We start from the raw sequence: 25,809 nt of genomic DNA on the forward strand, positions 1-25,809 counted from the left end.
CTTTATGGTTTATAGAATTGGAGACGCAATGCATTCATAACGACAGAAACAGAACTAAATGCCATGGCTGCTCCTGCAATTTCCGGTGCCAATAGTCCCATTGCAGCAAAAGGAATACCAACTACATTATAAATTAATGCCCAAAACAGATTTTGTTTAATATTACGCATGGTTTGTTTGGAAATATCTAATGCAGTTGTAATTTTATTTAAGGAGTTACTTAACAAGGTAATATCAGATGATTCAATCGCAAAATCAGAACCAGAACCAATTGCAATACCCGTGTCTGCCGCAGCTAATGCTGGAGCATCGTTAACTCCATCTCCGACCATTGCTACAACTGCTCCTTCCGCTTTCAGTTTTTCAATTTCTTCGTATTTCTGTTGAGGTAGAACATTTGAACGATAACTGTCAGCTCCTACCTGTTCAGCAATAGATCTAGCCGCTTCCTCACTATCACCTGTCAGCATAATAATTCGATGACCTGCTGCTTTTAATTGTTTAATTGTATCAACAGCATCTTCTCGGATAGTATCAGCTATACATAAATATCCAGCTAACATACCATCTATTGAAACGTAAAAGACGGTGAAGCCTTTTTGTTGTTCCTGAATAGAACTGCTTTGAATTTCTTCATTCATCACAATATTATTTTTTGTCATTAAAGCATAATTTCCAATAAAAACCTGTTTTTTCTCCACTAAAGCTTGCAGCCCATAACCTGGTAAATTCACTACCTGGCTAACTGGAATAGGTGAAATTCCTTTTTCTTGTAACCCGTTCACTACTGCTTCTGCTATTGGGTGATGCATATGAAGTTCTGCACTTAACACCACTTCCAACCAATCTTCTTCCCTATTCTCTTTTGAACGCTCATACTTAACAAGTGTTGGCTCTCCCTTTGTTAGGGTACCAGTTTTATCAAAGACGATTGTATCTACTTTACGTGCTAACTCTAGATGTTCTCCACCTTTGAATAATACACCTAGTTCAGCAGCTCGGCCTGTACCTGCCATAATAGAGACAGGCGTCGCAAGTCCTAAAGCACAAGGACAAGAGATAACTAATACGGCAATAAGAATATGAATGGCTTGTGTAATATCACCAGGTGAAATGACCGTTAACCAAGTAATACTAGCTGCAAGAGCAGATATAATAACTATCGGTATAAAGTATCCTGATATTTTATCGGCAAACCTCTGCACAGGAGCTTTAGATAGCTGTGCTTCTTCCACAATCCTAATAATTTGATCAATAATATTTCCTTCTGCTGGTGGATCCACCTTCATCTTAAAGGTTGCATTTTGGTTCATTGTTCCACTGTATACTCTATCTCCGGATTGCTTCTCTGAAGGAATACTTTCACCGTTAATAACAGCCTCATTAATAAAAGAACTACCTTCTACGATATAGCCATCAATTGGAATTTTTTCACCAGCTTTTACTAAGACAATCTCGCCTTTTTGTAAATCTGAAACCTGTACAGTAACATATTCCTCTCCTCTTATTACTGTTGCATCCTTTACCTGAGTACTTAATAATTTTTTCATGGCTGAATTAGAACGTTTTTTAGCTCTTGATTCTAATGTTTTACCTACTAAGATCAAGGTAATTAGAACCGCACTAGTTTCAAAATATAAGTCTGGCATTTCTGCATCATGCTCGTTAATTCTTATTAAAGAGCCGTAGTATGTTAACAGATAGATAAATGTAACAATTCCTATAATTGGTAGATCCTTACGAAGATCTTTCTTTTCACTTTTAAGATATAAGAATAGAAAGCTTACAAATACAACCATCATTATTATTATTTCTATGTCTGCTAACCTAACATGATTGGCATAGGAATTTAAAGAAGCATATGCTAAATAAACACTATAAAAATAGGCTGCAGATGTTCCTAATGCAACTAAAAGATCCATATTGGTTCCACCGCTTCTAACGGCACGGTAAGCATTTTGATAAAATCTTGCTCCTATTGCAAATTGCACAGGTGTTGCTAATGCTAACTGAAACCATGGATTCATAAATAATTCTGGAACCCATAGGAAATCTAAAAAGGCGAAATGATCTGCCATTGCCCAAAACAGCGGAAAAGATAGAAGAATAGCTACCCACATATGTGTTGTCATCATATCAGACCCTTGTTGGTCTTTATCTTCTACCTTAATTTCCTGCCGAATCTGGTAGCCTAAGTCATGAACAATCTTATTAATAGTATTTTGATCCACTAGATCTGGATAATATTCTAACGCTGCCTTTTCCAGAGTCAGACTAACGGCAATATTTTTGATACCTTCAGTTTTTCCTAATCTTTTCTCAATTCTAGTTGAGCAAGCTGCACATGTCATACCATCAATATAAAATTCCGCTTTTTCTGCTGCAACATGAAACCCTAGCTTCTCTACTCTTTGTTCAATATCTAGCATCCTTACTTGTGTTTCATCAAAATAAACACTTGCTGTATTAGAGGCTAGATTAACTTGGGCTTTTTGTATTCCTTCCATCTTCCCAACACTTTTTTCAATTCTAGCGCTGCATGCACCACAAGACATGCCTTCTACATTAAATTTCACTTGTTTCATTTAGCATTTCAGCCCCAAACTTTTCTAAAAATTAAATTTCTACATAATAGAAATTAGTATTATCTAAAATCAAATCTTCCATAGATGCTAACTATGTTTATTAAATATTTTACGCAAACTTACATATAAAAAAGGACCAACTAATACATTCCAAGTTAATAGGTAGCATTAACTTTAGGCACTATTAAAAAATTTAATAAACCTAATGTGACCTAGGCAATTAAACGTTCCAATTTACTATAGTCTTTTTAACTAGTTTGTAAAAGAATCTCGCTCAAAATCGAGATAAATAAGCATAAAATGATGTAAACTCAATTATGATAATCCCTATTATTGACAATACAAGGGATATAACGGAAACGAAATCATACTTATTTATTCATAACTTCCTTAATATCTTTTTTCTTTTCCTAACCAACATTGAGCAGTATCTTCAAAACAAATTGACCTATCTGTACTAGATTTGAAACTTACTTATAAGTTATTACTATTTGTATAGTGAATAAATCTTTAACATTATGTACAATTAACATACTAACAAAATTCATCTCTATTTAGCTATATAAATGTGTCTATTTTGTGACAAATTGTTAATTTTAACATCATTTTCACATCGACATTATGTAAAGCTTGCCAAATTTAATTAAATAAAATACGCTATAGATACTTATTAATGTGACGAAATGGAAGTGAATAGTACGTGTCAACAATTGAGAGACAAAGGCAGATTTTAGTATGGATACAAGAAGAGGAGGTCTTAAAAGTTTCCGAAATTAGTAGAAGATTAAATGTTTCCGAAATGACTATCTATCGAGATTTGAAGCCTTTACTAGAACAAAAAAAAATAGTAAAAACCTCAAATGGAATTGCCATCATTAAAGAGGAAAATCCACTTTCTAATCTATGCTCGTATTGTTATAAAAGTGTTAATTCGAGATCGGCTGTTCACCTCATCAAGAAAAATCTACAAATTGAACAGACCTGTTGTATTCATTGTGGGCTCCTTAGATTTCAAGATATTCAAACAGAAGTTTCCCAGATTATCTGCCGAGATTATCTACATGATACAACCATAAGTGCTAAATCTGGCTATTTTTTGATTGATCCCGATCTACACACTAATTGTTGTAAACCACAAGTCATTACCTTTCAATCCATGATAGAAGCAACTAAATTTCAAAAGGGGTTCGGTGGAGAAATTTATGATTTCCAGTCTATTAACGATATTTTAAAATCTCATATGCAAAATGACCATTCTTGCCACTGAGCAATTCTATTAAAAACTCTTGTGCAGTAAAAGTACATTTTTAGCGGATAAGCTGCAAAAACCTTTATATCATTTACAACACTTTAAACAAAAAAGGCCGATTATCCCTCTCCGCCCTCCATTCCAAGTGAGAGGGCAATTGTCATAAGAGATAAAATTAACACTATTACATGAAACCAGACTAAGTCATTTTTGTATTTTTCATATATTATTAAAGTTAAATATCTAGACGTGAAATGCTCCCCTTTTCAGAGGAGCATTTCACGTAAATCAACATTCAATCCTGTCATAATTGGATATGCCTATTTGAAAGTTTAGAAACGGAAAAGGTGTTTTACCTCTTCAAGTGTACTTATATTCATCTTCCTTTTTCTTCTTCTCTAAGTGTAAAAAGTGCATTACAGTAATTATGTTCTTATCTTCCATGAAAGTAAGTACTTTACTACTTTTTTTATGATAATTTTCGCTAAAAAAGGTTTGAATCTATAAAATGTGAAAAGTTCTCCACTTTAAGAACTTCCACTACCACTGCAACTATGGAAGGCATACACTCAAATATAATATAATCACCATTGTTCAACGACAAAATTTAATTCCAACTTTGCAAATCTGATATTATTGGAATACACGCACCTATAGGAATTTACAGAAGAATAAAACTCCTTTATTATTAAGGACAATACCTCGAGTCTATTCACATATTCTAAAGAGTCACTCATGATACAATATTCATCTACTTAAAGTTAGAGGAGCTGTTTAATGAAAGATATTACTAGATTATTTTCGCAAAAATCACATATTTTTTACTCATTCGAGGTTATAGAACAATACATAGAGGATGCAATTTTTTTTGCGATTCACGGTATAAAAAAAGGAGAATACATATTATTCATTGAGAACGATCGACTATTTCCCCTAATATACAAGAAATTAGAGTTAAAGTTAGATAAATACGAATTAGAAAAAATTCACCATATCAATAGTTTAGATTTTTATTTTTTTAATGACGATTTTCATACTCCAACCATTATAAAATATTTCTCTAATTATCTATCACCTTTTTTGACCAACAATAAGCTAATCAGAACCTGGGCTCATGTCGAGTGGGGAAATGCGAAAGAAATCATAAAGAAAATTGAGGAATTTGAAATGGAAGCTGATAGATTTGTTTCAGAAGAGAAATTATTATCAGTCTGTGCTTATGACAAAGGCAGATTGTCCAATGAAATGATCAACTCACTAATGAAAAGCCATCAATATTATATGACCGATTATGAAATTCATCCTACCTATCAGAAACTACATTAATTAATAAAAGTTTTAAAAGGGGAACAAGATGTTTCTCCTTTTTTCATTTATTACTCTTACATTTATTGAAATGATCTCTATATTTTTTTTCCTATCTATCCTTTAATCTAGTTCCATACTGCCCACCATATTTGGAAAGGTAACCACCTACCTTAGTCGATATCCTTTTTTTCATTCTGACTTCCCTTCCCCTCTTTTTTACCAATTTTCCTAAGTGGACATATCTCTATATGACAACTGTCATATATCGAACATGACATGTATGTCTGCCCATATATTTGGTTTATATTTATACTATAGATATCCATTAATAGAAGGGAACTTAATATCATGAATATAAAAAACTTAAAACAATTACGAACTGCTGTAGCCCCCTTTGAGAAATCCACTGTAAAAGCAAGTGTTTGGCAGCTTGCTAACACTATACTCCCCTTTGTTTTACTGTGGTTTGCAGCTTACAAAAGCTTAAGTGTTTCGTACATTTTAACCTTTGTATTTTCAATAGCAGCAGCAGGATTTTTAGTAAGGATTTTTATCATTTTTCATGATTGCTGCCACTTTTCTTTCTTTAAGAACCGTAAAGCCAATAAAATTTTAGGAACTATCACAGGGATCTTAACATTATTCCCCTATAGCAAATGGCAGCATAGCCATTCTATTCATCATGCCACAAGTAGTAACCTGGATAAGCGAGGAATCGGCGATTTATGGATGATGACGATAGAGGAGTATGAAAATGCTTCATCGATGGTAAAGGTTCAATATCGCTTGTATCGTAACCCATTCATTATGTTTATATTAGGACCTATTTATGAATTCCTTTTAGCTAATCGCTTCAATCGTAAAGGAGCTAAATGGAAGGAAAGACTCAATACTTACGTAACTAATATTTCTATTATATTATTAGCAGTACTTCTTGGAACAACGCTTGGATGGGATTCTTTCTTACTCGTACAGCTGCCGATTTTCCTTATATCCGGATCTGTTGGAGTATGGCTATTTTATGTGCAGCATACCTTTGAAGACACATACTTCGAGGAAGATAAAGATTGGGATTATGTCAAGGCTGCTGTTGAAGGAAGCTCCTTCTATCACCTTCCAAAATGGATGCAATGGTTAACTGGCAACATTGGCTACCATCATGTGCATCATTTAAGTCCTAGGGTTCCTAATTACAACTTAGAACTTGTCCATAATCAGACGGAGCCACTGCAAAATGTTCCAACCATAACCCTGGCAAGCAGCCTTCGTTCTTTAAAATTTCGTTTGTGGGACGAAAAAGACAAAAAATTTATCAGTTTTTATGAATGGAAAAAACAAAAGAAATCCCTAGCTATGTCTACCGAATCAGAAATGCACTAAAGTGAAACACCAACAGTGGAGGTTTTTTTCTCCCTCCACTGTTTATTAATGGACTTTTACAGGCATCCGCCCTTCACCTAAAGTCCTTATTTCAATCATAAAAACAGGCAGGTATCTCTTTCTTTAAGCGAATAGCGGAGCAGCAGTTATCCAATAATTATTGCTTGATTATGTTAATATAGAGGAATAACAGCTAATAAATTACGAGGTTAGAAACTAATGATAAAAAAGCTAGAGGTTTTAAAAAAAAGCACCGGCATATCTCCTTATATTTGGACATTGCTTACTATTTTGCCATTTTACTTTATATTCCACGCCTCTTCAGCAGTTGATGTGATAGCAGGTATCATCCTGACCATTTCATTTTTTCTATTTTACAGAATAGCTTATCTTTCAAAAGGCTGGACAATATATTTATGGCCATCCCTTTTGATCGGGATATCCACTATTGCCATCTATGCTTACAGCTATGTATATTTTTCCTTTTTTCTTTCGTATTTTATCGGCAATATAAAAAAACAGGTTCCCTTTTTTATTCTTTACTTTATACATTTGGCGGTGACAACATTCGTCATTTACTTCAAAATTATCATCGGGGATTCCTTGCTATTAAAGCAACTTCCCTTTGTACTGATTATCTGGTTCGGAGTTATTTTATTGCCTTTAACTATTCAAAACCGCAAACAAAAAGATCAACTTCAAGAAAAACTGGAAGATGCCAATAAACGTATTTCTGATTTAGTAAAACTAGAAGAAAGACAAAGAATTGCCCGAGACCTTCATGATACACTTGGTCAAAAACTATCCCTTATTGGCTTAAAAAGTGATTTAGCAAGAAAATTAGTCTATAAAGACCCAGAACAAGCTCGTTTGGAACTGAAAGATATTCAACATACTTCTAGAACAGCACTAAATGAAGTCAGAAAAATGGTCTCAGAAATGCGCGGTATAAAATTAAAAGACGAGCTAATACTCGTAAAAACAGTATTAGAAGCAGCTGAAATTACTCTGACTTGCAATATAGCTTCCAATCTAAAAGTTTCTTCGATTGCAGAAAACATTATAAGTATGTGTCTAAAAGAGGCTGTTACAAATGTGGTTCGACATAGTCATGCTACCTCTTGCTACATTAGCATCAGACAAAACAAACAAGAAACAATTATGGAAATCCAAGATAATGGAACCACCTCTTATAATGAAGAAGATTCCCACAACGGAAACGGATTAGCAGGGATGAAAGAAAGATTGGATTTTATCAATGGTACAATGGAGATTTCTGCAGAGGAAGGAACCTTATTAAAAATAGTCGTTCCACATGATGGAAAAATGATAGAAAGGGAGGACTTATTATGATTCGGATAGTTATTGCCGAAGACCAGCGCCTTCTTTTAGGAGCATTGGGTGCCTTGCTTGATCTAGAAGAGGATATCACGGTTGTCGGCAAAGCAAACAATGGAGAAGAAGCCATACAGTTAGTCAAAGAAAAAAATCCTGATATTTGTATAATGGATATAGAAATGCCTGCTAAAACAGGGTTGGAAGCAGCTGAGGACCTCATGAACCATCCATGCAAGGTCATTATATTAACTACCTTTGCCAGATCTGGCTATTTCCAGCGTGCATTAAAAGCGGGTGTATCAGCCTATTTACTTAAGGATAGTCCAAGCGATGATTTGGCCAAAAGCATCCGCAGTGTGATGGAAGGCAAAAGAATTTATGCACCAGAATTGGTTGATGATGTATACAAAGAAGAAAACCCTCTTACAGACCGAGAAAAAGAAGTACTTATTCTAGTTGCAAATGGCAAAAACACAAAAGAAATCGCCCAAGAGCTATCCATTAAAACTGGCACCGTGCGAAACTATATCAGTATGATACTAGAAAAACTAGAAGTAAAAAATCGAATAGAAGCCATCACCAGATTTAAGGAAAAAGGATGGTTTAAATAGAAAAGGACTGGCCAGTCCTTTCTATATTTTTGTTGGAGCTTTTTAACCAAAGCAATCCTTGTAATAGCTGCCTCTATCCGTTTTCTAAAACTCTTTACACTGCAAAGGTAAAATATAAATAATTATTTAAGAATGCCCTCCTTCTTCATTAAAAACTTATAAAATAAATATTTATTCATTTTAATCCTCTTCCTATTCTAACATCTCTATTTTTTATTTATAATTTCACTACCCCAAACTTGCATTACTTCTATTACAAGTATAAAAGTAAGGCCATTTTCTGTTAAGGAATACTCTACTTTTGGTGATACAACTTAATATACTTCTCTATGTACTAACTCGTCTTCTTCCAGCTCTCTAAGCTCTTAGCTATAAAAAACAAGGATTAGAGGTTCGAATAACAGATTTTGAAAATCATGAAGCCTTACTTACGGCATTCTCAGGAATAGATCGATTTATTCATCATATCAACATTTGGTGATTTAGAAACAGTTATGAGTCAGCATACAAATGCAATAGTAGCAAATGGTCATGAAAATAAGATATATGAATTATCTGGTACAAATTTAACACAACAACAGTTTGTTGATACGTTAAGCGAAGAATTAAATAAAAGCATTCCTTTCTTAGAAGTGGACGATACTTCTTATGAAGAAATGCTAAAAGCTACTGGAGTGCCAGACTCCTATCTTCCAATGTTAATCATGACTCAAAAAAGCATACGTGAAGGTGGGCTAGAATCCAAAAATACAGATCTAGATTTCTTATTAGAACGTCCAGCTACATCATTAAACCAAGCACTTTTTAACTTACTATACTTGAAATAATTTCTCAACTAAATAGAAAGATGTCAATTCTCATTAAAATGTTCGCATATGTAAAGTGCTGATAAATTAATTAGGAATGGAAATTTTCTTTTTATTCCTAACAAACTAATTGGTTTTTACATTTATTAACTACTTCTCTCTGCATATAGAAAAAGAACCTCTTCTCATACTCTAGTAACACATGATGAAGAAACAAATTCATTTCTTAGAACAAAGGCAGAGAGAGCAATCATTCTGTCTGTTTTTCTCGATTACCATTTGACAAAATAAGAAATTCGCACCTTAAATGAAACATTCTTTTAATCTTAAAACTAACTTTTTATAATTAATATAAAAGTCTATGATTGGAATAACAGCAAAATTTGAGGATACTTGTGGATTTGCAAATATGCATTCATCATAAATGAGATAAACATGGAATGTCTTTTGTGACACCCTCCTACTTTCCTTTAATAGATTTACTATGTCTTTATATAATCTATGACTGAGCTCATCAACAGACCTTTCTACCACAAAACCACCTGCAAAGCTTTCCCACCAAGTTAAGTAACTTGTATATACTTCATTAAAACTAGTGAAATCTCCTTCCTCCTCATTATAGAGTTTGTTATAGAAAGTCTCTTTTTCTCTGTAAAATAATTTCAAGTCATTACCATCATATAATGAAATTTGATTAGAAATATCATCCCATAATATTTGGAATTCTAATTTAAATCTTTTTTAAAAGTAATCCTTGAGGATAAATATGGAAACCTTAATTTAACATCTTTTTGACTTTGATTTATGTATATATTTTGTAGATATATCAAGAAGTTTAATGAAATGGACCTATTAGTAATCATTACTAATCCGTTATCCACGTATAAATACCTCCTTTTTCTTTCTATAAATAAAATACTTACTATATGATAAGACAAAAATCCTTTTTTATTGTTCATTATTTCTTAGAATAGTATTTTTCTAATTCGATCATACTATATTGTTAAATAGTTACATAGCTCATATGCTTACATAAAATAAAGGGGTTTCCATTAGTTTGGAACACCCTCTGCAAAAAGTATAAGCATGATTAGATTTAATATATCTTTTATCTTTTCTTTAACTTTCTATTCTTTCCAATCTTAAGCTCTCTTCCCTATCCTATAGTAAAGAGACATAACTCCCCAAATAATAGCTGGACTAATCAAACCACCAATCAACATACAAGCTATGATTACAGCCGATCTACTAAGTCCATCAACAACTAATAAAATGAAGACTGTCATTAAAACAAAGAAGAGTAGGGGTAAATATTTTATTAGCTTAACTAAGCCTCCTTTTCCTTCCGCCCTCCATTTATTACCATATATTGTAATCACGGTCATAATGGATGGAAGAAATAGAGCAGTTGAAATGAAAGCAATAATAGCTAGTGTAATTTGTAAAGTACCTGTGCTTATAAATGTTCCTAACCATAATAGAACTGTTAGAAATAATAATGAAATGGTCGGCCATTTTAAGGAACTTCCTAAATTATGATGCTTTTCCAATGTCGTCTCACGATCACTGTAAATAGGCTTTGTGCCAGGTAATGCACGAAATAAATGAATATTATCTTCTGTTGAAATATGTTCCCATCCTGAAAAAGAAAAATACTCCATATACTCCTGCATTTCATCCTTCCTTAAAGGGCGATAATCAACACTATAAATATATTCTTTACTATCACCTTTTTTAAGAATATAACCCATGAACTTAAATTCACTAACATGCCATCCTTTTAATGAGTAGTTGCGTAATTTTTCCATGTCCTTTTCTTCTGCAAAGGCTAATCCACCAGACGTAATATACTTTGTATGTGTCATTATTCTCCCTCCTCTAGACCTACTTCTGCTAAACGAATCATTAATTTTCTAAGTTTGACATCAGCTTCCAAAACCTCTTTACCTTTCTGAGTAAGAAGATACGTTTTTCGTCTTGGATCTGATTCATCATATAGATATATCCATTCTTGTTTTAATAGTTTCTTGATGATGGTATACATAGAAGCAGGCCCTATAGTAATTATGCCTTCTGTCCTTTCTTCAATAAGAGTCATTATCGCGTATCCGTGCCTTGGTTTTGTTAAAGCAGCCATAATGTAGAACATGGAATCTGTTAATTGTTCATTTGTTTTCAATAAACCACCTCTATATCATATGATGATATATCAATAAATGATATAAGTTTATTTTAATATATCAGTTTATGATACATATGTCTATAGATATGTATCATAAACTGATATAAATAGAGCATAAAAGTTTGGGAAAGACTTTAATCAAGCAGTTATTGAATAGTTCTTAAACAATTATTTTTCTAAGACTCAAGACAGAGACTTCTCTTTCCTTTTAATGTCTTGTGTCTTGTAATTCAAAAATAAATTTAAATGCAACAATCTTTCCAAAGAATTCATCTCAAAATAAAAAAGACAACACCATGGATTGAGTATTGTCTCATAAATTATCTAGTACATTCGTTTCTTTTTTTCAATAAGACCTATACAAATGCCAGTCGGATCTATCAAGTAGGAAAGATAAAATTCATTAAATTCCATTTTTTCTCTCAGTATCATTGCTCCGTTGTTTTTAGCTGTCACTAGAACTTCATCCATGCAATCCACTTCCACTTGTATCCTTGTTCCATGTGGATAGTCACTTGGACCTTTTGCAATCCCTCCATCTATTCCATACTGGGTTATCTCTCCAGTAGAAACAGACCTATAATCCCATTTGGGTTCAGAGATTTCCCAATTAAAAACTTTCGAATAGAATTCAGCAGCTTTCTCGGGCTCTGGACTATTTAGCTCAAATCCAATTACTCGTGCCATACTTTCTCTCCTCTCTGAATTAATAAGCTGACAAAAGATATAGTGATGGACGTACATAGGCAGTTATGTCTTTAGGAAATATGTATCATCTAAATGGTTATCCTCCAAAAGGTTCTCTAACATTATTTAGCCTTCATTAATTCTTCTTTCTTTAATGAATTTGCAATAACTTCACATTTTTTTATTGCCCATATATAATGTTTGGAAGTGTTCGCAGCAAAATAACTGTATAAATTACTTGTTTTTGTCCACTTATAATATTTTTTTGTGGTAATTTCCTCTTCATTATGTGAATTTATTAAATTCATAATTCTTGCATGACTTAACTTTAATTTCTTTAACGCTTGGTTAAGCGTTACATCTTGATAGTTTTCCCATATTTGTCTATTTAGTAGTTTTATATTGCTCCACTTATAACCAGGTGCTGGCATAAAAGGTGTGTCCCCATCCATTCCTTCTCTATACCATCTTTCAAGCATGGCATGCCACTCATAAAGATGCATAATAATATCACGAAAATTCTTATCTCTGTCTTGTGTTTCAATAGAAATATTTCTCATCCGACTAGGTACAGATTCAATTATTATAAACAATGCTTGAAAATTCCTTTCACTTTCTATCAACAATAGTTCTTTTTCGCTTTTCACAATTGTTATAATCTCCCATTCATTTTTCTATATAGTAACATATGCACAAGAAGTATTGTATAATTTTTCCGAAAAATGGATACTTCTTTCTTCCAAAGAAACTAAGCTAATACTGACCACTTTTTCTTTTAAAAGTCAAAAACGATTGTTTAAGAGAAGTATCTCCAAAGAAGAAAATTATCTGTATTGGAAACTTCGATTTTACCAATCCTAATAATGGAGGTGTTATTAATGACAAATCAAAATCCTATTGAGTATACTGGGAAGGTGCTAGATAAACGTAATGACCTTACTGGTCCTGATGATGCAGGCAAAGCATTATATCCGAATCTACCCAAGCATGTATCTATTCAAGAACCGAAACGTAAATAAGACTCTGACCCCTAATTGGTATTGTGATTCCAAGTAGGGGTCAGAGTACATTTTTCAGGTTGTTGTGGAAACAAACATTATTGAAACGTTACTTAGTGGATAATCTTATATAAAAAAATTTGAGATTTCTTAGTAAAATGGTTACCAAACTTAATACCAATGATAAAATGCCCACCAGTACAATATATTTAGTACCAAATGTTGATAGAAATACCCCACCTATTGCTGATCCTACTGTTGTTCCTATATTACAAGAAGAAATAAATAATCCATTAGCAAAGTCTGGTGCTTCTGGAGCGGAATCCATAATTACATATTGATTAATATTAGCCATTATTCCTCCAGCTAATATTCCCCAAATAAAAGTTATAATTACCATAGGGAAACTATGCTGTCCTGTAAAAAACAAAATGATATATAGGACAACCAATACTAAGGGGAAAGAAACTATAGCTTTAAGAGGACTATATGTCAGTAACCTTCCTGCTAGAAGATTTCCAATAATATTTGCCCCACCAAAAATAAATAAGGTTAAGCTGATTATATTCGGAGGCATACCTGTAACCGTTTGTAAATATTCCGCAATATAACTATAAACACCAAATACAGCTGAATTTAATAGAATACAAGTCACAATGGAGAGCCACATAATTGGTTTTTTTAACACTGAAAATTGGCTGCTATAAGAAAGTCTTGCTTCTACTGGCATTGAGGGAACATAAATCCATGTAGCAATGAAAACAATTCCGTTTACAATAGCAAAGAAGGCCATCGCCATTTCATATGAAATAGCACTATCAATAAAACTTGCAATGGGTATACCAGCTACCATACCTGCTGAGATACCTATAAAAACTTTAGAAACAGCTTTTGGTGCTTCTTCTTTCCTTACAGATGTTGCAGCTACTGTAAAAGCCATGGAGCAATATATTGGATGAAAAAAACCTAGAATAATACGAATTAGGAGTAGAAGAGTGAAGTTGAGCGTAAAAATAGATATAATGTTACCTATAACAAAGACACCTAGTACGACTAACATGACCTTCTTACGATTAAATCCCGAAAACAATAATGGCAATGTTGGACCAGATATGGCGATAGTAAGAGCAAAGAAACTCACCAGCAACCCTGCCTTCGATACACTAATATTAAAATGTTCTGCAATGGAAGGCAATAAACCGATAACCCCCATTTCGGTATTTAATATACCAAAAACTCCAACAGTCATAATATAAATCAATAATTTACTTCTTTTCTCCATAAAGTACCTCCTACATGATGAAAGTTAACCCTCAAGATGTATAATTTATATTAGGTTCACGAGCTTAGTGGAAGAAGGATATATTGCTACGCTATAAATTAAGAGCGTACTACTAAAACTTCTATTTCTTTATAAAGCATGTAAAAGAAGCCTACTAGATTGCTATTTTATTTAAAAGTAAAGCTTTTAAATAATCGCTAGCCACTTCTTCATCACGCCCATTAACTATTAAGCTGATTTCCTCACTACTATTAATATTTAAATTCAACACTTCCAAAGCTTCTTTACCGTCTGCCAATCTACCATTTTTAGTTAGAAATACAGTACTACTAAAAGAACATGCTTTTTGAACAAATTTTATGGTATTTCTTGCTTGAAGCCCCTGAGGTAGCTTAACGGTTAACTTTACGATCAACATATTATCCACCTTCTTACTGCAATGATTTGTTTCCATTTGTCATTATCGTAAAAATAGAAGGAAAATTCACTATTAATAAACATACATGTATGTAGCTATCCAACTTTTTTATTAATAGATCATTTCCTTTACCATTTGACTTTGCGCCCTAATAATGACAATAATTTTACTTACTTTACAGCTAAACTTCCTTTCATTATGTTGTTTTAAATCTTTGACTTTATTCTATCGATACATTCGCCATATAACAATTACTTATATCAAATAACTAGATATACCTTGTAGGCATAGGCTATACTAATAAGGCATGAAGGAGGAATGATTATGGAACTTAGAGTTTTGAGATACTTTCTTGCTGTTGCAAGAGAAGGAAGTATAACTGGGGCAGCTGAGCTATTACATGTAACACAGCCAACCTTGTCTAGACAGCTAAAAGACTTAGAGCTAGAATTAGGCAAAAAACTTTTTATTCGCAGTAGTCACAGCATCATTCTTACTGAGGAAGGCATACTCTTGAGAAAAAGAGCAGAAGAAATTGTTCATATGGTAGGAAAATTAGAGGCTGAATTTACTAATATGGAAGAAACAATAAGCGGAGATGTGTACATTGGTAGTGGAGAAACAGAAGCCATGAAACTGATTGCAAGAATAGTGAGAAAATTACAGTTAAGCTATCCGAATATAAAGTTTCATCTATATAGTGGAAACGAAGAAGATGTGACGGATCGGCTTAATAAAGGCCTACTAGATTTTGGTATTTTAATACAACCAGCCGATTTATCAAAATACAATTATATAAATATTCCTGCTAAAGATTTATGGGGTGTTGTAATGAGAAAGGATAGTTCTCTTGCTTCTAATGAAACGATTCAGGCAGCAGATTTGCTTCATGTCCCACTCATCTGTTCAAGACAGGCTATGCAACAATCCTATTCTAAAAATGAATTTGCCGATTGGTTTGGGGAAGATTTTGATAAACTAAATGTGATAACTACCTACAACCTTGCCTTTAATGCTGCAATTATGGTGGAAGAAGGCATTGGTTATGCTATAACCCTTGATAAGCTAGTGAATACATCTAATGATAGTAATCTTTGTTTTAGACCCCTAGAGCCAAGATTAGAATCAGAATTAAATATAGTATGGAAAAAACATCATGTCTTATCGACTACTGCTGAACTATTTTTAAATGAAATACGGAATAGCTTTTTGAATGTAGATGTATAGGCATTATTGTTCACAGTTAATTGTAGATAAAAATCTACTAATCCCTTACTAGATAAACTGTACCGGACGAGAATCAAAAACTTGGAAGCTATCTTGGGTATCGCACTAAGCCGTGATCTGCATTTTAGCCTGCTGTGTCTCATCTGTCTCGCAGATTAGGGCACTGAAAAAGTGGTTATATGTATAAATAATTACCAATTCGAGTTTAGTAACCAATACTTCCTAGTTTGGAGAGGCATCCGGTCGACTACTACGTGATTAGCGAGAAAGTCTGAGACGCTCGCACCGTGGAACGTGGATCATCTGCATAAAAATACTTTTTGATCTTTCTAAATTACTTTTTCTATAAGCCGAGTTACTTCATCTACGTAACTCTTTAACATATAATATGACTATATTCGGTTAGCAACTAAATTTATTAAAGTTTTAGCTGTTCTTTCAACTCTTCTTCTCCACTTCCAATATATATAACCTTTTTCTCAGGTATGTATACACGATAAGTTACTATTCCTGCTTCTGCAATCTCTTTTAAAAAATCTATAAAGGGGAGAGAAATGTTAGCAATAGCCTCTAGTACCTTTTTTCCGTCAAATTTTTTTGAAATATCCAAACTTACTTGTGGATCTGTTTTGAAATCAGCGTAAACTCCTTTATATGTAGCTTGACCTGTAGCAACATCTATTTCATATGTGTTAATACCTCTTTGAGACAATAGTACTAAGAATTCAGAAAAGCTTAAGTTATCGTTGCTTCTTCTATGAATAATTTCTTGAAACTCACTCTCTGATATATTGTTATTCAAATATATGCCTCCTTTTTTTTAACAATTCTTATCATGTTCTTTACATAATAGCCTAACATAGTCCTCTAAAAAAGAATGAAAAGTATCCGCGTAATCACGCTATATATTAGCATTTATATCCAATTTATTCTTTAAAAAATGTATTTATCCGCGAAACCACAATAACCAAATTAATCCACTAATAATCTCTTCTTAGAAGTTTCAAATTCGTTAGTAAAAGAGAGGTAATTAATATTAGAATAGCCAAAGACCACCAAGACGCATTAATTGGATCTTTATGTTCCACAATGATTAATCTTACAATTGCTGTAATACCAATGTAAATAAGATAGCGCAATGGAAAATGAAAATGGGTTTTAAAGTATTTAATAATCAGTGCTATAAACTCAAAATAGAGAAAGAAAGTTAGTAATTCTTCTGTGAAAGAATAATAATCTTGATTATCAGCTGTTTCTAAAACAACATATGAAAAGATATACCATGTTTCCTTTATTAAAAGAAAACTTAGAATTAACCCAATAAAAAACAGACAAGTATTTAATAAAACTTGTAAGAGGGTAGGTAAATGTTCCATTACCTTTTTCATATTCCAATTGTTCCTATGTATCATTTAATACTCCTCTTTTCTCAAGTATTTTTCCTGATCTAGGTTAGTGTTAGGAATAGGATGTTTTTTATGTGCTTATTTGATAAAATTGCTCCTGTCCTTAGCTTGCATACTGAATGAAAGTCACATAAAAAAAACGATTGGAGACTATGCTTCCAATCGGTTTTTTTAACCTTTTATTTCTCATTAAAAGGATAAGTGCTATAAACTACCATTTTATTCTTATATTGTTTTACAACATCAACATGATCCTGATAACTAGATAGTAATAGCTTTATTTCCCTATTACCTTTTCTTGTTTGTATAACAAATGAAGAATCAGCGTTTTGAGGCTTAAGGTACGTTTCTTCACTTCCAGGATATAAACTATATTTTTCTCTTACTACAGCTTCATTAAACTGTTTAATCATAGTAGCCTTCTCATCTCCCTCAACTCTCGCGGTATTAAGAAAGATTTCTGTATCCTTGTCATTTAATTTTAAATGAAGTCTATACCTATCAAAAAGCCAATCTACTACACCGGTAGGTAAGCAAGTCATTAATATTTTTATAATACAAAATAAGACTAATGCTATAATGGAAACCAAAGTCATAACATACACTCCATTGCTTTTTTTCATAAAATATATTGTTACTATCTCTATAGTACTATATATTTTATAAATTCAGACCATCCAATTCATCTATATTTCAACCATCCACTTTTCCTTTCTTAAAAAGTACATTCTTCATTTAGAAGCTTTGCTAATTTCTATTGCTTCTGCGAATCTTTTTATCCCTTCGTTTATCATACTTTCAGACTCTCGTGCATAAGTTAATCGAACATAATCTTTTTGAGTACCCAAAACAGATCCTGGAGTATAAATGATTCCTTTTTTTATCGACTCTTCCAACATACGATTTTCGCTAATTTCCTCTTTAACTTTACACCATAGATGAATTCCACCGTGCGGTATTGAAAATTCCACTTTTCCTTTCAAAAAAGTATTTAAACTAGAAACGATTTGATTTCTTCTTCTTTCCAGATGTATTTTCAAATGAGTTAAATGATTATCAAAATATGATGATTCTAAAAATTCGTTAGCTACCCATTGTGAATAGATAGAGTGCCCAAAATCAACCTGTTGCTTTGCATCTGATAGCCGTTCAATAACTGATTTCGGTCCAATAATCCAACCAATACGAAGCCCCGATGCTACAATTTTCGAGAGTGAACTTATATACAAAACATTCCCATTTTGATCTAACGTTTTTAAAGGATATGACGCATCCGCTGCAAATGCGGTTAAACTATATGGATCATCTTCTATAATAGGGATGCCATACTTTGACGAAATTTCTAAAATCTCCATTCTTCTTTCATTACTAAGACAGGAGCCAGTTGGATTTTGAAAGGTCGGATTTAAAAAAATCATTTTTATTCTATGTTTTTTATGTAACAGGATTAAGTCCTGCGGGTTCATTCCTTCATGATTTGAGCTAACATAATATGGTTTAATCCCTGCTGATTCGAATAAGGGTAGACTATAGTGATAAGATGGATCCTCTATGGCTACAGCATCTCCAGGTTTTAATAAGCATTGAATAACCAAATGCAAAGCTTGCTGAGCACCTGAGGTAATTAATATGGAAGATGAATGAGTATTTACACCTCTATATTTCTCCATATGATTAGCTATGGTACTTCTTAAAATCTCATTTCCTTGTGGATGATCATATCCCAAAGGTCCAATATAAGAACGGTTAGAGCTAATAGTTCGTAATGGTTTTACAGGTAAAAGATCCTCTGAAAGCTCTCCACTCGCTAAATTAATTAACTTATGATCTACCATTTCTTTTCTTAAACGTTGCATAACAGGTAAGTTCGGAAGAAAGGAACCTGCTTCGATATAGCGATTCCAACTAGGAACACGTTTCTTGGTAATTCCCCAAATATCCTTACTAATCATAGTTCCACTACCACGTTTTCTTTGAATTAGTCCATTTGCTTCTAATTCATCATAAGCAGCAACAACTGTACTTCTATTCAATTCTAAACCTTTTGCTAAGCTTCTCTCAGAAGGTAACTGCTTATCTAATGGAAATGTCCCATCCTCTATTCCACTTTCCAAGTACTCTGCAAGTTGCTTATATATAGCTTTTTTTATACTTCTGTCAGGTTTCCAATCCATATTAATCACGCTTCTTAACTTAATTTTTTCCTTAAGAACAGTTCTTTATAATATAACAGTTAATGTTTTATAGGGAAAGAATTGTCTTTTAAATGAAGGCTTCCTTCCAAATATTAAGATTACCTCTATTCCGAGAACTCAAAGATCTAGCACTTAAAACTTACTGTAAATCAAATCCTATTCTTTATTGTAAATCACTTTCTCTCGTCTTATGATTTTATGGATCCCTCACGTAACTAACTATTTATTTACAATTCTTTGCAACCTAGCCTTTCCTATAGGAACCACCAAGTTAGATGCTCAATAAACTGATTATTAATTACCTCAATTTGATAAGTTATTTTAAAGGAGAAGATACTGTGGGTATTTTAAATGGAGAGGACTTTATTCATCGTTTAGATGGGATGAAAAATGAAATTTATTATGATGGAGAATTAATAAAAAATAAAATATCGGAGCATCCAGCCTTTAGAGGAGTCATGAAAACGAAAGCTTCTCTTTATAATTTACAACATAACAAAGAATTAGAAAATGAAATGATCTTCTATTCGCCTGAGAAGGAAGAGCCAATTGGAATTTCTTATTTACAACCAAAAACAAAAGAAGACTTAAAAAGAAGAAGAATTATGATGGAGCATTGGGCAAAACACACCCATGGAATGATGGGAAGAAGTCCTGACTATATGAATACGGTGATTATGAGCTTCGCTTCTTCCTCAAATCTTTTAATAGGCAAAGAAAATTGCTTTCCTGAAAACATACAATCTTTGTATAATAAAGCAATGGAGCAAGACCTTTCTTTTACTCATACATTTATTACTCCACAGGTTAATCGTTCGCAAGGATATTTGGGATTATCAGAGGAACCAGTCTCTGCAAAAATAATCGATAAAAACGAAGAAGGACTTGTCATTAAAGGGGCACGTTTACTGGCGACTGAAGGAGGTTTGACGGATGAAGTGTTAGTTTTCTCCGCTCCAAGCTTATTTATTGATTCTAGCGAGGCTTATGCATTTTCTATTCCTTCTAATACGAAAGGTTTAAAATTTTACTGTAGAGAATCATTTGTTGGTGGAGACTCTATATTTAATTATCCTTTAAGTTCTAGATATGAAGAAATGGATTCTGTAGTAGTTTTTGACAATGTTCTCGTTCCTTGGGAAAAGGTATTCTATTATGAAAACATAGAAGCAGCTGGGAGCTTCCTTAATGAAAGTTCTTTTCATTCGTTCGCCTATCACCAAGTCATCACCAGACAAATTGTTAAAACCGAGTTTATCCTTGGAATAGCACAACTTCTCGTAGAAACGATTAATGTAGGAGAATATCAACATATTCAAGAGAAACTTTCTGAAATAATCATTGGACTTGAGACAATGAAAGCTCTCCTAGAGAAAGCAGAAAATGATGCTCAATTAGATGAATGTGGTACTATGCGACCAAGTATGATACCATTGCAAGTTGCCAGTAATATCTTCCCAAAAATATATCCCCGTTTCGTGGAAATTATCGAGCTAATTGGGGCAAGTGGAATGATTTTATTGCCAACAGAGAAGGCTTTTCAGTCAAATATTAGAACAGACTTAGATCATTACCTTCAAGCTACTCAATTAGATGCAAAGAATCGAGTTAAACTTTTTCGTTTAGCGTGGGATTTAACCATGAGCTCATTTGGAACAAGACAAACACAATACGAACGTTATTTTTTCGGAGACCCTATTCGATTAGCAAGTGGCTTGTATAATAAATATCCTAAAAAGATTCATGCAGAGAATATTAGGAGTTTCCTTTCATTAAAAAAAGACAATTAATATCATTTTTAAAGATCAATCTGTGCCAGCTTAGGCAAGAATTGGTGCAGATTGTTGCCTTTTTGTAAAAGAACTACCTCTCTATTTACTATGCAGTTCAGCGCACACTCCTGTCCTGTCTTGCAATATACCCAGTAATAAAGTTACAGGATAAACCACTTTAGTACTTTCTCTTGCTTGCAATTCTGCATAGTGAAATATCCTTAAACAGCGCTCTGTATAATTTAATCCATTATCCTCCTCCATTTCCATTGATTCGATTGCTATTTTTTATAAAAAAGATACTCTATAGAAGTTCTTTTACTAGAAACTTACTCAACTAGATTAAATGAACTCCCATTAAGCTAACCACTTAAACCACCTACCATGTCCATCGGTTTCCGCTATTGTGTTTTGACTCTCTATCCCGTCAAAATAATAGTCTAAGTGTAAGTATTTATCTTGTATATTATTATACAGATGACATATATCTCTTTTCTTTCCTATATCTTTTACTATTTGTAGAAGTTGTTGTTTCGTTTCTATAGACATTTGATTGGCAACATGTGTATGAAAGATACAAATGATGCTATCTTCTGGGATATTCTCACTAATTTCAGATAGTAACTTTATTCCGTCACCATTTATAAACTGAACAGAGCAATCATTAACATATGTACGCATATTTATCCCAGAAAAGCTGCAATCCAGCACTAGTGCCAATTTCTATAAGTGCCAGAGGTTTTCTGACTTTCTCATAAATTGTACAAAAAGCAGGATAAAGATAAGCACATCTGCGTACTTCATTTGTTTGAACCATTCTGGATTGAAGAATTTTTTCCAATTCCCTTTTGTACTCCAAACAAAAATCTTTAAAGAAAGGAAAAGAATGCTGATAAGATTTGGGAGACTCTACTATACTAGGGTAATACTCTTTTAATGGATGTAACTTGCCTTTCAGTAGTAGATAATGTACTGCTCCAAAAAGAAGATTGGGAATAGGTTGTCCCTTTCGTGCGTTCATACATATATCAAGTATCATTTCATTTCTAGCAATTTCAATGGATAAATGTTCATATAGTAAACTCGATCCCTTACATTCTTTTTCCGCGAAGTTTAAGAAAATTTGAGATATAAGTTCTTGATTCCTCACAGTTAGCTCCTCCTTCTCATTAAAGAAATAAGAATATTAAAATAGGCAAAAGTTTCTAATCAAAGTCTACTGAAGCGTCCCTTTTATAAAGATGCTTAAATGCCATCATTATTTGTGATTCTGTATTTCTAGCGACTGATAAGTTTGGTAAATGTTTTTTATCGAAAAAAGCTACTTCACTTGTTTCTATTCCCTTTTGCGGTTCACCACCAATTATTTCACATAGGATAAAAATCTTATACAAATGATAGGGAGAAGGTGGGTGTGGATGACACTTCTTATCAAGTATAGCTATAAGCTTTACTGCTTTAACATCAAATCCTGACTCTTCCTTTACTTCTTTAACTGCTACTTCACTTGGTGATAAACCAATATCCCCCCATCCACCAGGTAAGGCCCAATCGCCATCTGTGTTTTCTTTAACCATCAATATTTTATTATTTTGAAAAACTACAGCTCTGATATCTACCTTTGGAGTGGCAAATCCACTTTCATTTGCAAATAAGTCCTTTATTACAGTATTCTGGATATTTGTATGTTGAGCTACTATTTCAACGCTAATATTTCTAATAGCTTCAAACCTTTCTATGTCATAGACATCCTTCGAGTAAGTTAAACCTGCTTGTGCAAGGGATTGAAGCTCCTTTGCCCATTGAAGCCATTTAGGTTCCAATATTTTGCACCTCATTTTTTAGTTAAATATTACCATCATATAGCTTTTTTCACAAAAATTATCTATAAATTCAATATTGTTACTCTATAACAAAGAACAGTTACCCTATAATAGCTAACCGTTCTTCTGTTTATTAAATGTTTTTTCTATATTCAACAGAAATTTCTTTCTTTCTACTCCACCGCCATATCCACCTAATTCACCGTTAGTATTGATTACTCTATGACAAGGAATAAGAATAGATATTTGGTTGGCTCCATTTGCATTACCAACAGCTCTTACAAGATCTTTACTGCCTAATTTCTTAGCAATATCTTGATAAGTCACCGTTTGTCCTGGAGGAATAGTAGTAAGTACTTCCCACACTTTTTCTTGGAAAGGGGTACCATTCTTAAAAAGCGGAATGGTAAATTGACATTGCTCCTTCGTGAAATATACATTTAATTGTTTTACTAGATTATGATGTATTTCCGTTTCTCCAGGTAAAATTCTGGCATGAAGCTTTTCACGTAATTTCTCAATTTCTCTTTCTAATCCTCTTCTATCCAGAAACTCTAGTAAGTACAGATAATTGGAATCAGATAAGCTAATCATATTTCCAAGCGGTGTGGAGAAAATATTCGCATGAATGATAGAAATGGTGGTCTTTTTAGGTGGGTTTCCCATAATTTTTGTAAATGCATCATTAAATCCGCTTGGTGACTCATATCCTAATGAGACTTGTTGATCAATGACTTTCTTTTTACCAGTTACTATTTCTTTAAAAGCAATTCCCATTCTACGGGACCTAGCATATTGTACAAAGGTCATTCCATATACTTCTTTAAACTTTCTTCTTGCAGTAGCTGAGTGAATTCCTAAAGTTTGAAAATCTGCTTCCTTCCACCTTTTCTCTGGATTTTTTTCCACAGCAGCTACCAAAATTTCGACTTCTTCCGGAATACTATTTGGGTAAAATAGCGGATTACAACGCTTACAAGGACGGAAACCCGCTAATAATGCTTCTTCTGCTGTTAGGAAAAACTCACAATTCTCAAACTTAGGCTTTCTGGCAGTACAAGTTGCATGACAGAAAATCCCTGTTGTCTTAATACCGGCGAAAAAAATACCATCATATTGTGGATTCTTCTCCACTAATGCCTTATAGAATTCTTCTCGCTTTATCTCAGAACTTATCATCTGAATTTCCACCTTATTCTAGAGTTAGTCTTACTTTCCCTTGATTTTGTAACTCCTTAACTTTTCTTATCAGCTTCGAAAGATAAACTGTTTTCGAAAGATGACTGTCTTGCCAATCTAAATATATTGATGGTCCATAACTAATTCTAGAAACACCTAAATCTAAATAATCTTCTATTCTATCCAATTTAATAGTAAGCATAATATTAACTGGCAGATTTACTTCTTTGGAAATTTTCTCGATAAAATTCTTATTATATAGCCCTGGGATAAAAATCCCATCTGCGCCGGCTTCATGATAATCATTAATTAATGAAATGGCCTCTGAAAGTAAGTGAGTATCCTTATTTTTTTCTTCTATGTCTCCATAGAAAAAAATATCCGTTCTTGCATTTATAAATAATTTATTTGCTTGATCTGTTTGTTTAATTAATCTTAGCCGCTGAGTAAAGTCTGCTTTATCCATTAATTGATTTGTATTAGGATACTTATCTTCTATATTGATTCCAGCGATATTACGGTTTAAAATGGATTCTATATTTTTCTGCAGAGTAGATAAATTATCTGCATAACCAGACTCTATATCCACTGAAAGGGAGCTGTTATGTATATTTTTTTCTATTTCAACTAACTCTTTAAAAGAAATATTTTCTCCGTCCTGTATTCCCATGCTATCAGACAAAGCATAACTACTTGTAGCTACAACTGCTACCTTATTTTCATCTAATATTCTAACACTTTCATCATCCCAAACATTTATAAGAACTAATGGTTGTTTCTTTTGATGAAATTCATAAAAGCTTACTTTTCCACTCATACTATTACCTCTTTTCTTAGAATTTAACTTCATTATAGAGACATAGCAGAGTAAATACTTTCGAAAAATGAACAAGTATTTTTTTACGATGACTATCAAATAATTTGCTAATTTATCACTTAAATATTACAATAAAAAGGGAATAAATAACATTTTCCGAAGGTAGTATGACAACTTCAACATATAATTTAGAATATGGTTGGAAGCTGAATGTTCATGAAAAATATGATGTTTTCCAAGGAATTAGTGATAAATCAAAATATTCTATCACGGATTCAGAACATGATTCTATCGGAGTATTTCAGTTAACAGGCACTTCCGTTGATTTTATTGGAAGTAACTATAATCTTAAACCTAAAATTGACTTTGAGAACAAAGAAATCATCATTAAACATGCACCATTTGAAGAAGATCTAGAATAAGACGAAGATGTCTTTATCTTTTTTTATATGAATATAGCATCTGCATATGAAGATGCTTTTTAGTATCTGCTCCATACTTCTACTATATCTCAGTCTTTATATTATCTAGAAAATGAAGTGATTC

General features: G+C 32.9%; 24 protein-coding genes and 3 pseudogenes. 10 read left to right on the top strand and 17 right to left on the bottom strand.

Annotation, left to right across the window (positions count from 1 at the left end; translation table 11 throughout):
- Positions 1 to 2: 2 nt before the first annotated feature.
- Positions 3 to 2,585 (bottom strand): heavy metal translocating P-type ATPase, encoded by a 2,583-nt coding sequence (locus F9279_RS16150; protein ID WP_152114891.1) that lies wholly within the window; start codon positions 2,583 to 2,585, stop codon positions 3 to 5.
- A gap of 700 nt (positions 2,586 to 3,285) precedes the next feature.
- Between F9279_RS16150 and F9279_RS16155 the strand changes: the two genes are divergently transcribed.
- The 5 genes from F9279_RS16155 to F9279_RS16175 all read left to right on the top strand — a co-directional run bounded on the left by F9279_RS16155 (position 3,286) and on the right by F9279_RS16175 (position 8,471).
- Positions 3,286 to 3,852, top strand: a complete 567-nt coding sequence (locus tag F9279_RS16155) for a DeoR family transcriptional regulator (RefSeq protein WP_152114893.1) — start codon at positions 3,286 to 3,288, stop codon at positions 3,850 to 3,852.
- Between the two features lie 759 nt (positions 3,853 to 4,611).
- Positions 4,612 to 5,160, top strand: a complete 549-nt coding sequence (locus F9279_RS16160) for an MEDS domain-containing protein (protein ID WP_152114895.1) — start codon at positions 4,612 to 4,614, stop codon at positions 5,158 to 5,160.
- A gap of 330 nt (positions 5,161 to 5,490) precedes the next feature.
- Positions 5,491 to 6,522, top strand: coding sequence for a fatty acid desaturase (locus tag F9279_RS16165; RefSeq protein WP_152114897.1), 1,032 nt, complete (start codon positions 5,491 to 5,493; stop codon positions 6,520 to 6,522).
- A 219-nt stretch (positions 6,523 to 6,741) separates the two neighbouring features.
- Positions 6,742 to 7,875, top strand: a complete 1,134-nt coding sequence (locus F9279_RS16170; RefSeq protein WP_152114899.1) for a sensor histidine kinase — start codon at positions 6,742 to 6,744, stop codon at positions 7,873 to 7,875.
- A complete protein-coding gene (locus F9279_RS16175) occupies positions 7,872 to 8,471 on the top strand; it encodes a response regulator transcription factor (protein ID WP_152114901.1) in 600 nt (199 codons plus the stop codon). The genes F9279_RS16170 and F9279_RS16175 overlap by 4 nt, the downstream gene beginning before the upstream one ends.
- 206 nt (positions 8,472 to 8,677) lie before the next feature.
- Here F9279_RS16175 and F9279_RS16180 read toward each other — a convergent pair.
- A pseudogene (locus F9279_RS16180) lies at positions 8,678 to 8,836 on the bottom strand (winged helix-turn-helix transcriptional regulator); the annotation flags it as partial.
- On the opposite strand from F9279_RS16180, the pseudogene F9279_RS16185 reads away from it, so the two are divergent.
- Positions 8,833 to 9,298, top strand: a pseudogene (locus F9279_RS16185) (hypothetical protein); the annotation flags it as partial. The pseudogenes F9279_RS16180 and F9279_RS16185 overlap by 4 nt on opposite strands.
- Before the next feature lie 282 nt (positions 9,299 to 9,580).
- Here F9279_RS16185 and F9279_RS16190 read toward each other — a convergent pair.
- From F9279_RS16190 to F9279_RS16210, 5 genes are all read right to left on the bottom strand, one after another.
- On the bottom strand, positions 9,581 to 9,943 hold the full coding sequence (locus F9279_RS16190) for a hypothetical protein (RefSeq protein ID WP_152114903.1): 363 nt from the start codon (positions 9,941 to 9,943) through the stop codon (positions 9,581 to 9,583).
- Between the two features lie 476 nt (positions 9,944 to 10,419).
- The gene (locus tag F9279_RS16195) at positions 10,420 to 11,142 is read right to left on the bottom strand and encodes a DUF2812 domain-containing protein (protein WP_152114905.1); all 723 of its coding nucleotides are present in this window, start codon (positions 11,140 to 11,142) and stop codon (positions 10,420 to 10,422) included.
- Positions 11,142 to 11,456 (bottom strand): PadR family transcriptional regulator, encoded by a 315-nt coding sequence (locus F9279_RS16200; RefSeq protein WP_152114907.1) that lies wholly within the window; start codon positions 11,454 to 11,456, stop codon positions 11,142 to 11,144. Before F9279_RS16200 ends, F9279_RS16195 begins: the two co-directional genes overlap by 1 nt.
- Positions 11,457 to 11,783: 327 nt before the next feature.
- On the bottom strand, positions 11,784 to 12,146 hold the full coding sequence (locus F9279_RS16205) for a VOC family protein (RefSeq protein WP_152114909.1): 363 nt from the start codon (positions 12,144 to 12,146) through the stop codon (positions 11,784 to 11,786).
- 122 nt (positions 12,147 to 12,268) lie between these two features.
- Positions 12,269 to 12,793, bottom strand: a complete 525-nt coding sequence (locus F9279_RS16210; RefSeq protein WP_152114911.1) for a ClbS/DfsB family four-helix bundle protein — start codon at positions 12,791 to 12,793, stop codon at positions 12,269 to 12,271.
- A gap of 231 nt (positions 12,794 to 13,024) precedes the next feature.
- Between F9279_RS16210 and F9279_RS25260 the strand changes: the two genes are divergently transcribed.
- Complete coding sequence (locus F9279_RS25260; protein WP_193224605.1) at positions 13,025 to 13,165, top strand: hypothetical protein; 141 nt, start codon at positions 13,025 to 13,027, stop codon at positions 13,163 to 13,165.
- A gap of 88 nt (positions 13,166 to 13,253) precedes the next feature.
- Here F9279_RS25260 and F9279_RS16215 read toward each other — a convergent pair whose 3' ends face one another.
- Together F9279_RS16215 and F9279_RS16220 are read right to left on the bottom strand one after the other, a co-directional pair.
- Positions 13,254 to 14,426, bottom strand: a complete 1,173-nt coding sequence (locus tag F9279_RS16215) for an MFS transporter (RefSeq protein ID WP_152114913.1) — start codon at positions 14,424 to 14,426, stop codon at positions 13,254 to 13,256.
- Positions 14,427 to 14,580: 154 nt separating this feature from the next.
- The gene (locus F9279_RS16220; RefSeq protein WP_193224606.1) at positions 14,581 to 14,844 is read right to left on the bottom strand and encodes an HPr family phosphocarrier protein; all 264 of its coding nucleotides are present in this window, start codon (positions 14,842 to 14,844) and stop codon (positions 14,581 to 14,583) included.
- 324 nt (positions 14,845 to 15,168) lie between these two features.
- Here F9279_RS16220 and F9279_RS16225 point away from each other — a divergent pair, with 324 nt between their 5' ends.
- Positions 15,169 to 16,071, top strand: a complete 903-nt coding sequence (locus tag F9279_RS16225) for a LysR family transcriptional regulator (protein WP_152114916.1) — start codon at positions 15,169 to 15,171, stop codon at positions 16,069 to 16,071.
- Positions 16,072 to 16,489: 418 nt separating this feature from the next.
- On the opposite strand, the gene F9279_RS16230 is transcribed toward F9279_RS16225, so the two are convergent.
- The 4 genes from F9279_RS16230 to F9279_RS16245 form a co-directional block, all read right to left on the bottom strand.
- Positions 16,490 to 16,873: a DUF1398 family protein gene (locus F9279_RS16230; RefSeq protein ID WP_193224607.1), complete on the bottom strand. Its 384-nt coding sequence runs from the start codon at positions 16,871 to 16,873 to the stop codon at positions 16,490 to 16,492.
- 178 nt (positions 16,874 to 17,051) lie between these two features.
- Positions 17,052 to 17,483, bottom strand: coding sequence for a phosphate-starvation-inducible protein PsiE (psiE, locus tag F9279_RS16235; RefSeq protein ID WP_413463215.1), 432 nt, complete (start codon positions 17,481 to 17,483; stop codon positions 17,052 to 17,054).
- A gap of 173 nt (positions 17,484 to 17,656) precedes the next feature.
- The gene (locus tag F9279_RS16240) at positions 17,657 to 18,100 is read right to left on the bottom strand and encodes a YfmQ family protein (RefSeq protein WP_226793616.1); all 444 of its coding nucleotides are present in this window, start codon (positions 18,098 to 18,100) and stop codon (positions 17,657 to 17,659) included.
- Between the two features lie 108 nt (positions 18,101 to 18,208).
- Positions 18,209 to 19,651 carry a PLP-dependent aminotransferase family protein gene (locus F9279_RS16245; RefSeq protein ID WP_152114922.1) on the bottom strand — a complete coding sequence of 481 codons (1,443 nt, stop codon included), beginning with the start codon at positions 19,649 to 19,651 and terminating at the stop codon, positions 18,209 to 18,211.
- A gap of 359 nt (positions 19,652 to 20,010) precedes the next feature.
- On the opposite strand from F9279_RS16245, the gene hpaB reads away from it, so the two are divergent.
- Complete coding sequence (gene hpaB / locus F9279_RS16250) at positions 20,011 to 21,462, top strand: 4-hydroxyphenylacetate 3-monooxygenase, oxygenase component (RefSeq protein WP_152114924.1); 1,452 nt, start codon at positions 20,011 to 20,013, stop codon at positions 21,460 to 21,462.
- Positions 21,463 to 21,801: 339 nt separating this feature from the next.
- Here hpaB and F9279_RS16255 read toward each other — a convergent pair.
- The 4 genes and pseudogenes from F9279_RS16255 to F9279_RS16270 form a co-directional block, all read right to left on the bottom strand.
- Positions 21,802 to 22,594 (bottom strand): annotated as a pseudogene (locus F9279_RS16255) (DUF2332 domain-containing protein).
- A 55-nt stretch (positions 22,595 to 22,649) separates the two neighbouring features.
- Entirely contained in the window at positions 22,650 to 23,267 is a 618-nt protein-coding gene (locus F9279_RS16260; RefSeq protein ID WP_152114926.1) for an NUDIX hydrolase, read from the bottom strand.
- A gap of 114 nt (positions 23,268 to 23,381) precedes the next feature.
- Positions 23,382 to 24,446, bottom strand: coding sequence for a bifunctional transcriptional activator/DNA repair enzyme AdaA (locus F9279_RS16265; RefSeq protein ID WP_152114928.1), 1,065 nt, complete (start codon positions 24,444 to 24,446; stop codon positions 23,382 to 23,384).
- A gap of 13 nt (positions 24,447 to 24,459) precedes the next feature.
- Positions 24,460 to 25,263, bottom strand: a complete 804-nt coding sequence (locus tag F9279_RS16270) for an isocitrate lyase/PEP mutase family protein (RefSeq protein ID WP_193224609.1) — start codon at positions 25,261 to 25,263, stop codon at positions 24,460 to 24,462.
- A gap of 167 nt (positions 25,264 to 25,430) precedes the next feature.
- Here F9279_RS16270 and F9279_RS16275 point away from each other — a divergent pair, with 167 nt between their 5' ends.
- Positions 25,431 to 25,685 (top strand): hypothetical protein, encoded by a 255-nt coding sequence (locus F9279_RS16275; RefSeq protein WP_152114932.1) that lies wholly within the window; start codon positions 25,431 to 25,433, stop codon positions 25,683 to 25,685.
- The last annotated feature ends 124 nt before the right edge of the window (positions 25,686 to 25,809 follow it).

Source organism: Bacillus sp. B1-b2, from assembly GCF_009183415.1.
Classification (GTDB): Bacteria; Bacillota; Bacilli; order Bacillales; family Cytobacillaceae; genus Niallia.

Coding starts and splice junctions, on each gene's coding strand:
- F9279_RS16150 (WP_152114891.1), bottom strand. CDS start 2,585: ATGAAACAAGTGAAATTTAATGTAGAAGGCATGTCTTGTGGTGCATGC.
- F9279_RS16160 (WP_152114895.1), top strand. CDS start 4,612: ATGAAAGATATTACTAGATTATTTTCGCAAAAATCACATATTTTTTAC.
- F9279_RS16165 (WP_152114897.1), top strand. CDS start 5,491: ATGAATATAAAAAACTTAAAACAATTACGAACTGCTGTAGCCCCCTTT.
- F9279_RS16170 (WP_152114899.1), top strand. CDS start 6,742: ATGATAAAAAAGCTAGAGGTTTTAAAAAAAAGCACCGGCATATCTCCT.
- F9279_RS16175 (WP_152114901.1), top strand. CDS start 7,872: ATGATTCGGATAGTTATTGCCGAAGACCAGCGCCTTCTTTTAGGAGCA.
- F9279_RS16195 (WP_152114905.1), bottom strand. CDS start 11,142: ATGACACATACAAAGTATATTACGTCTGGTGGATTAGCCTTTGCAGAA.
- F9279_RS16205 (WP_152114909.1), bottom strand. CDS start 12,146: ATGGCACGAGTAATTGGATTTGAGCTAAATAGTCCAGAGCCCGAGAAA.
- F9279_RS25260 (WP_193224605.1), top strand. CDS start 13,025: ATGACAAATCAAAATCCTATTGAGTATACTGGGAAGGTGCTAGATAAA.
- F9279_RS16215 (WP_152114913.1), bottom strand. CDS start 14,426: ATGGAGAAAAGAAGTAAATTATTGATTTATATTATGACTGTTGGAGTT.
- F9279_RS16220 (WP_193224606.1), bottom strand. CDS start 14,844: ATGTTGATCGTAAAGTTAACCGTTAAGCTACCTCAGGGGCTTCAAGCA.
- F9279_RS16225 (WP_152114916.1), top strand. CDS start 15,169: ATGGAACTTAGAGTTTTGAGATACTTTCTTGCTGTTGCAAGAGAAGGA.
- psiE (WP_413463215.1), bottom strand. CDS start 17,483: ATGATACATAGGAACAATTGGAATATGAAAAAGGTAATGGAACATTTA.
- F9279_RS16240 (WP_226793616.1), bottom strand. CDS start 18,100: ATGAAAAAAAGCAATGGAGTGTATGTTATGACTTTGGTTTCCATTATA.
- F9279_RS16245 (WP_152114922.1), bottom strand. CDS start 19,651: ATGGATTGGAAACCTGACAGAAGTATAAAAAAAGCTATATATAAGCAA.
- F9279_RS16265 (WP_152114928.1), bottom strand. CDS start 24,446: ATGATAAGTTCTGAGATAAAGCGAGAAGAATTCTATAAGGCATTAGTG.
- F9279_RS16270 (WP_193224609.1), bottom strand. CDS start 25,263: ATGAGTGGAAAAGTAAGCTTTTATGAATTTCATCAAAAGAAACAACCA.
- F9279_RS16275 (WP_152114932.1), top strand. CDS start 25,431: ATGACAACTTCAACATATAATTTAGAATATGGTTGGAAGCTGAATGTT.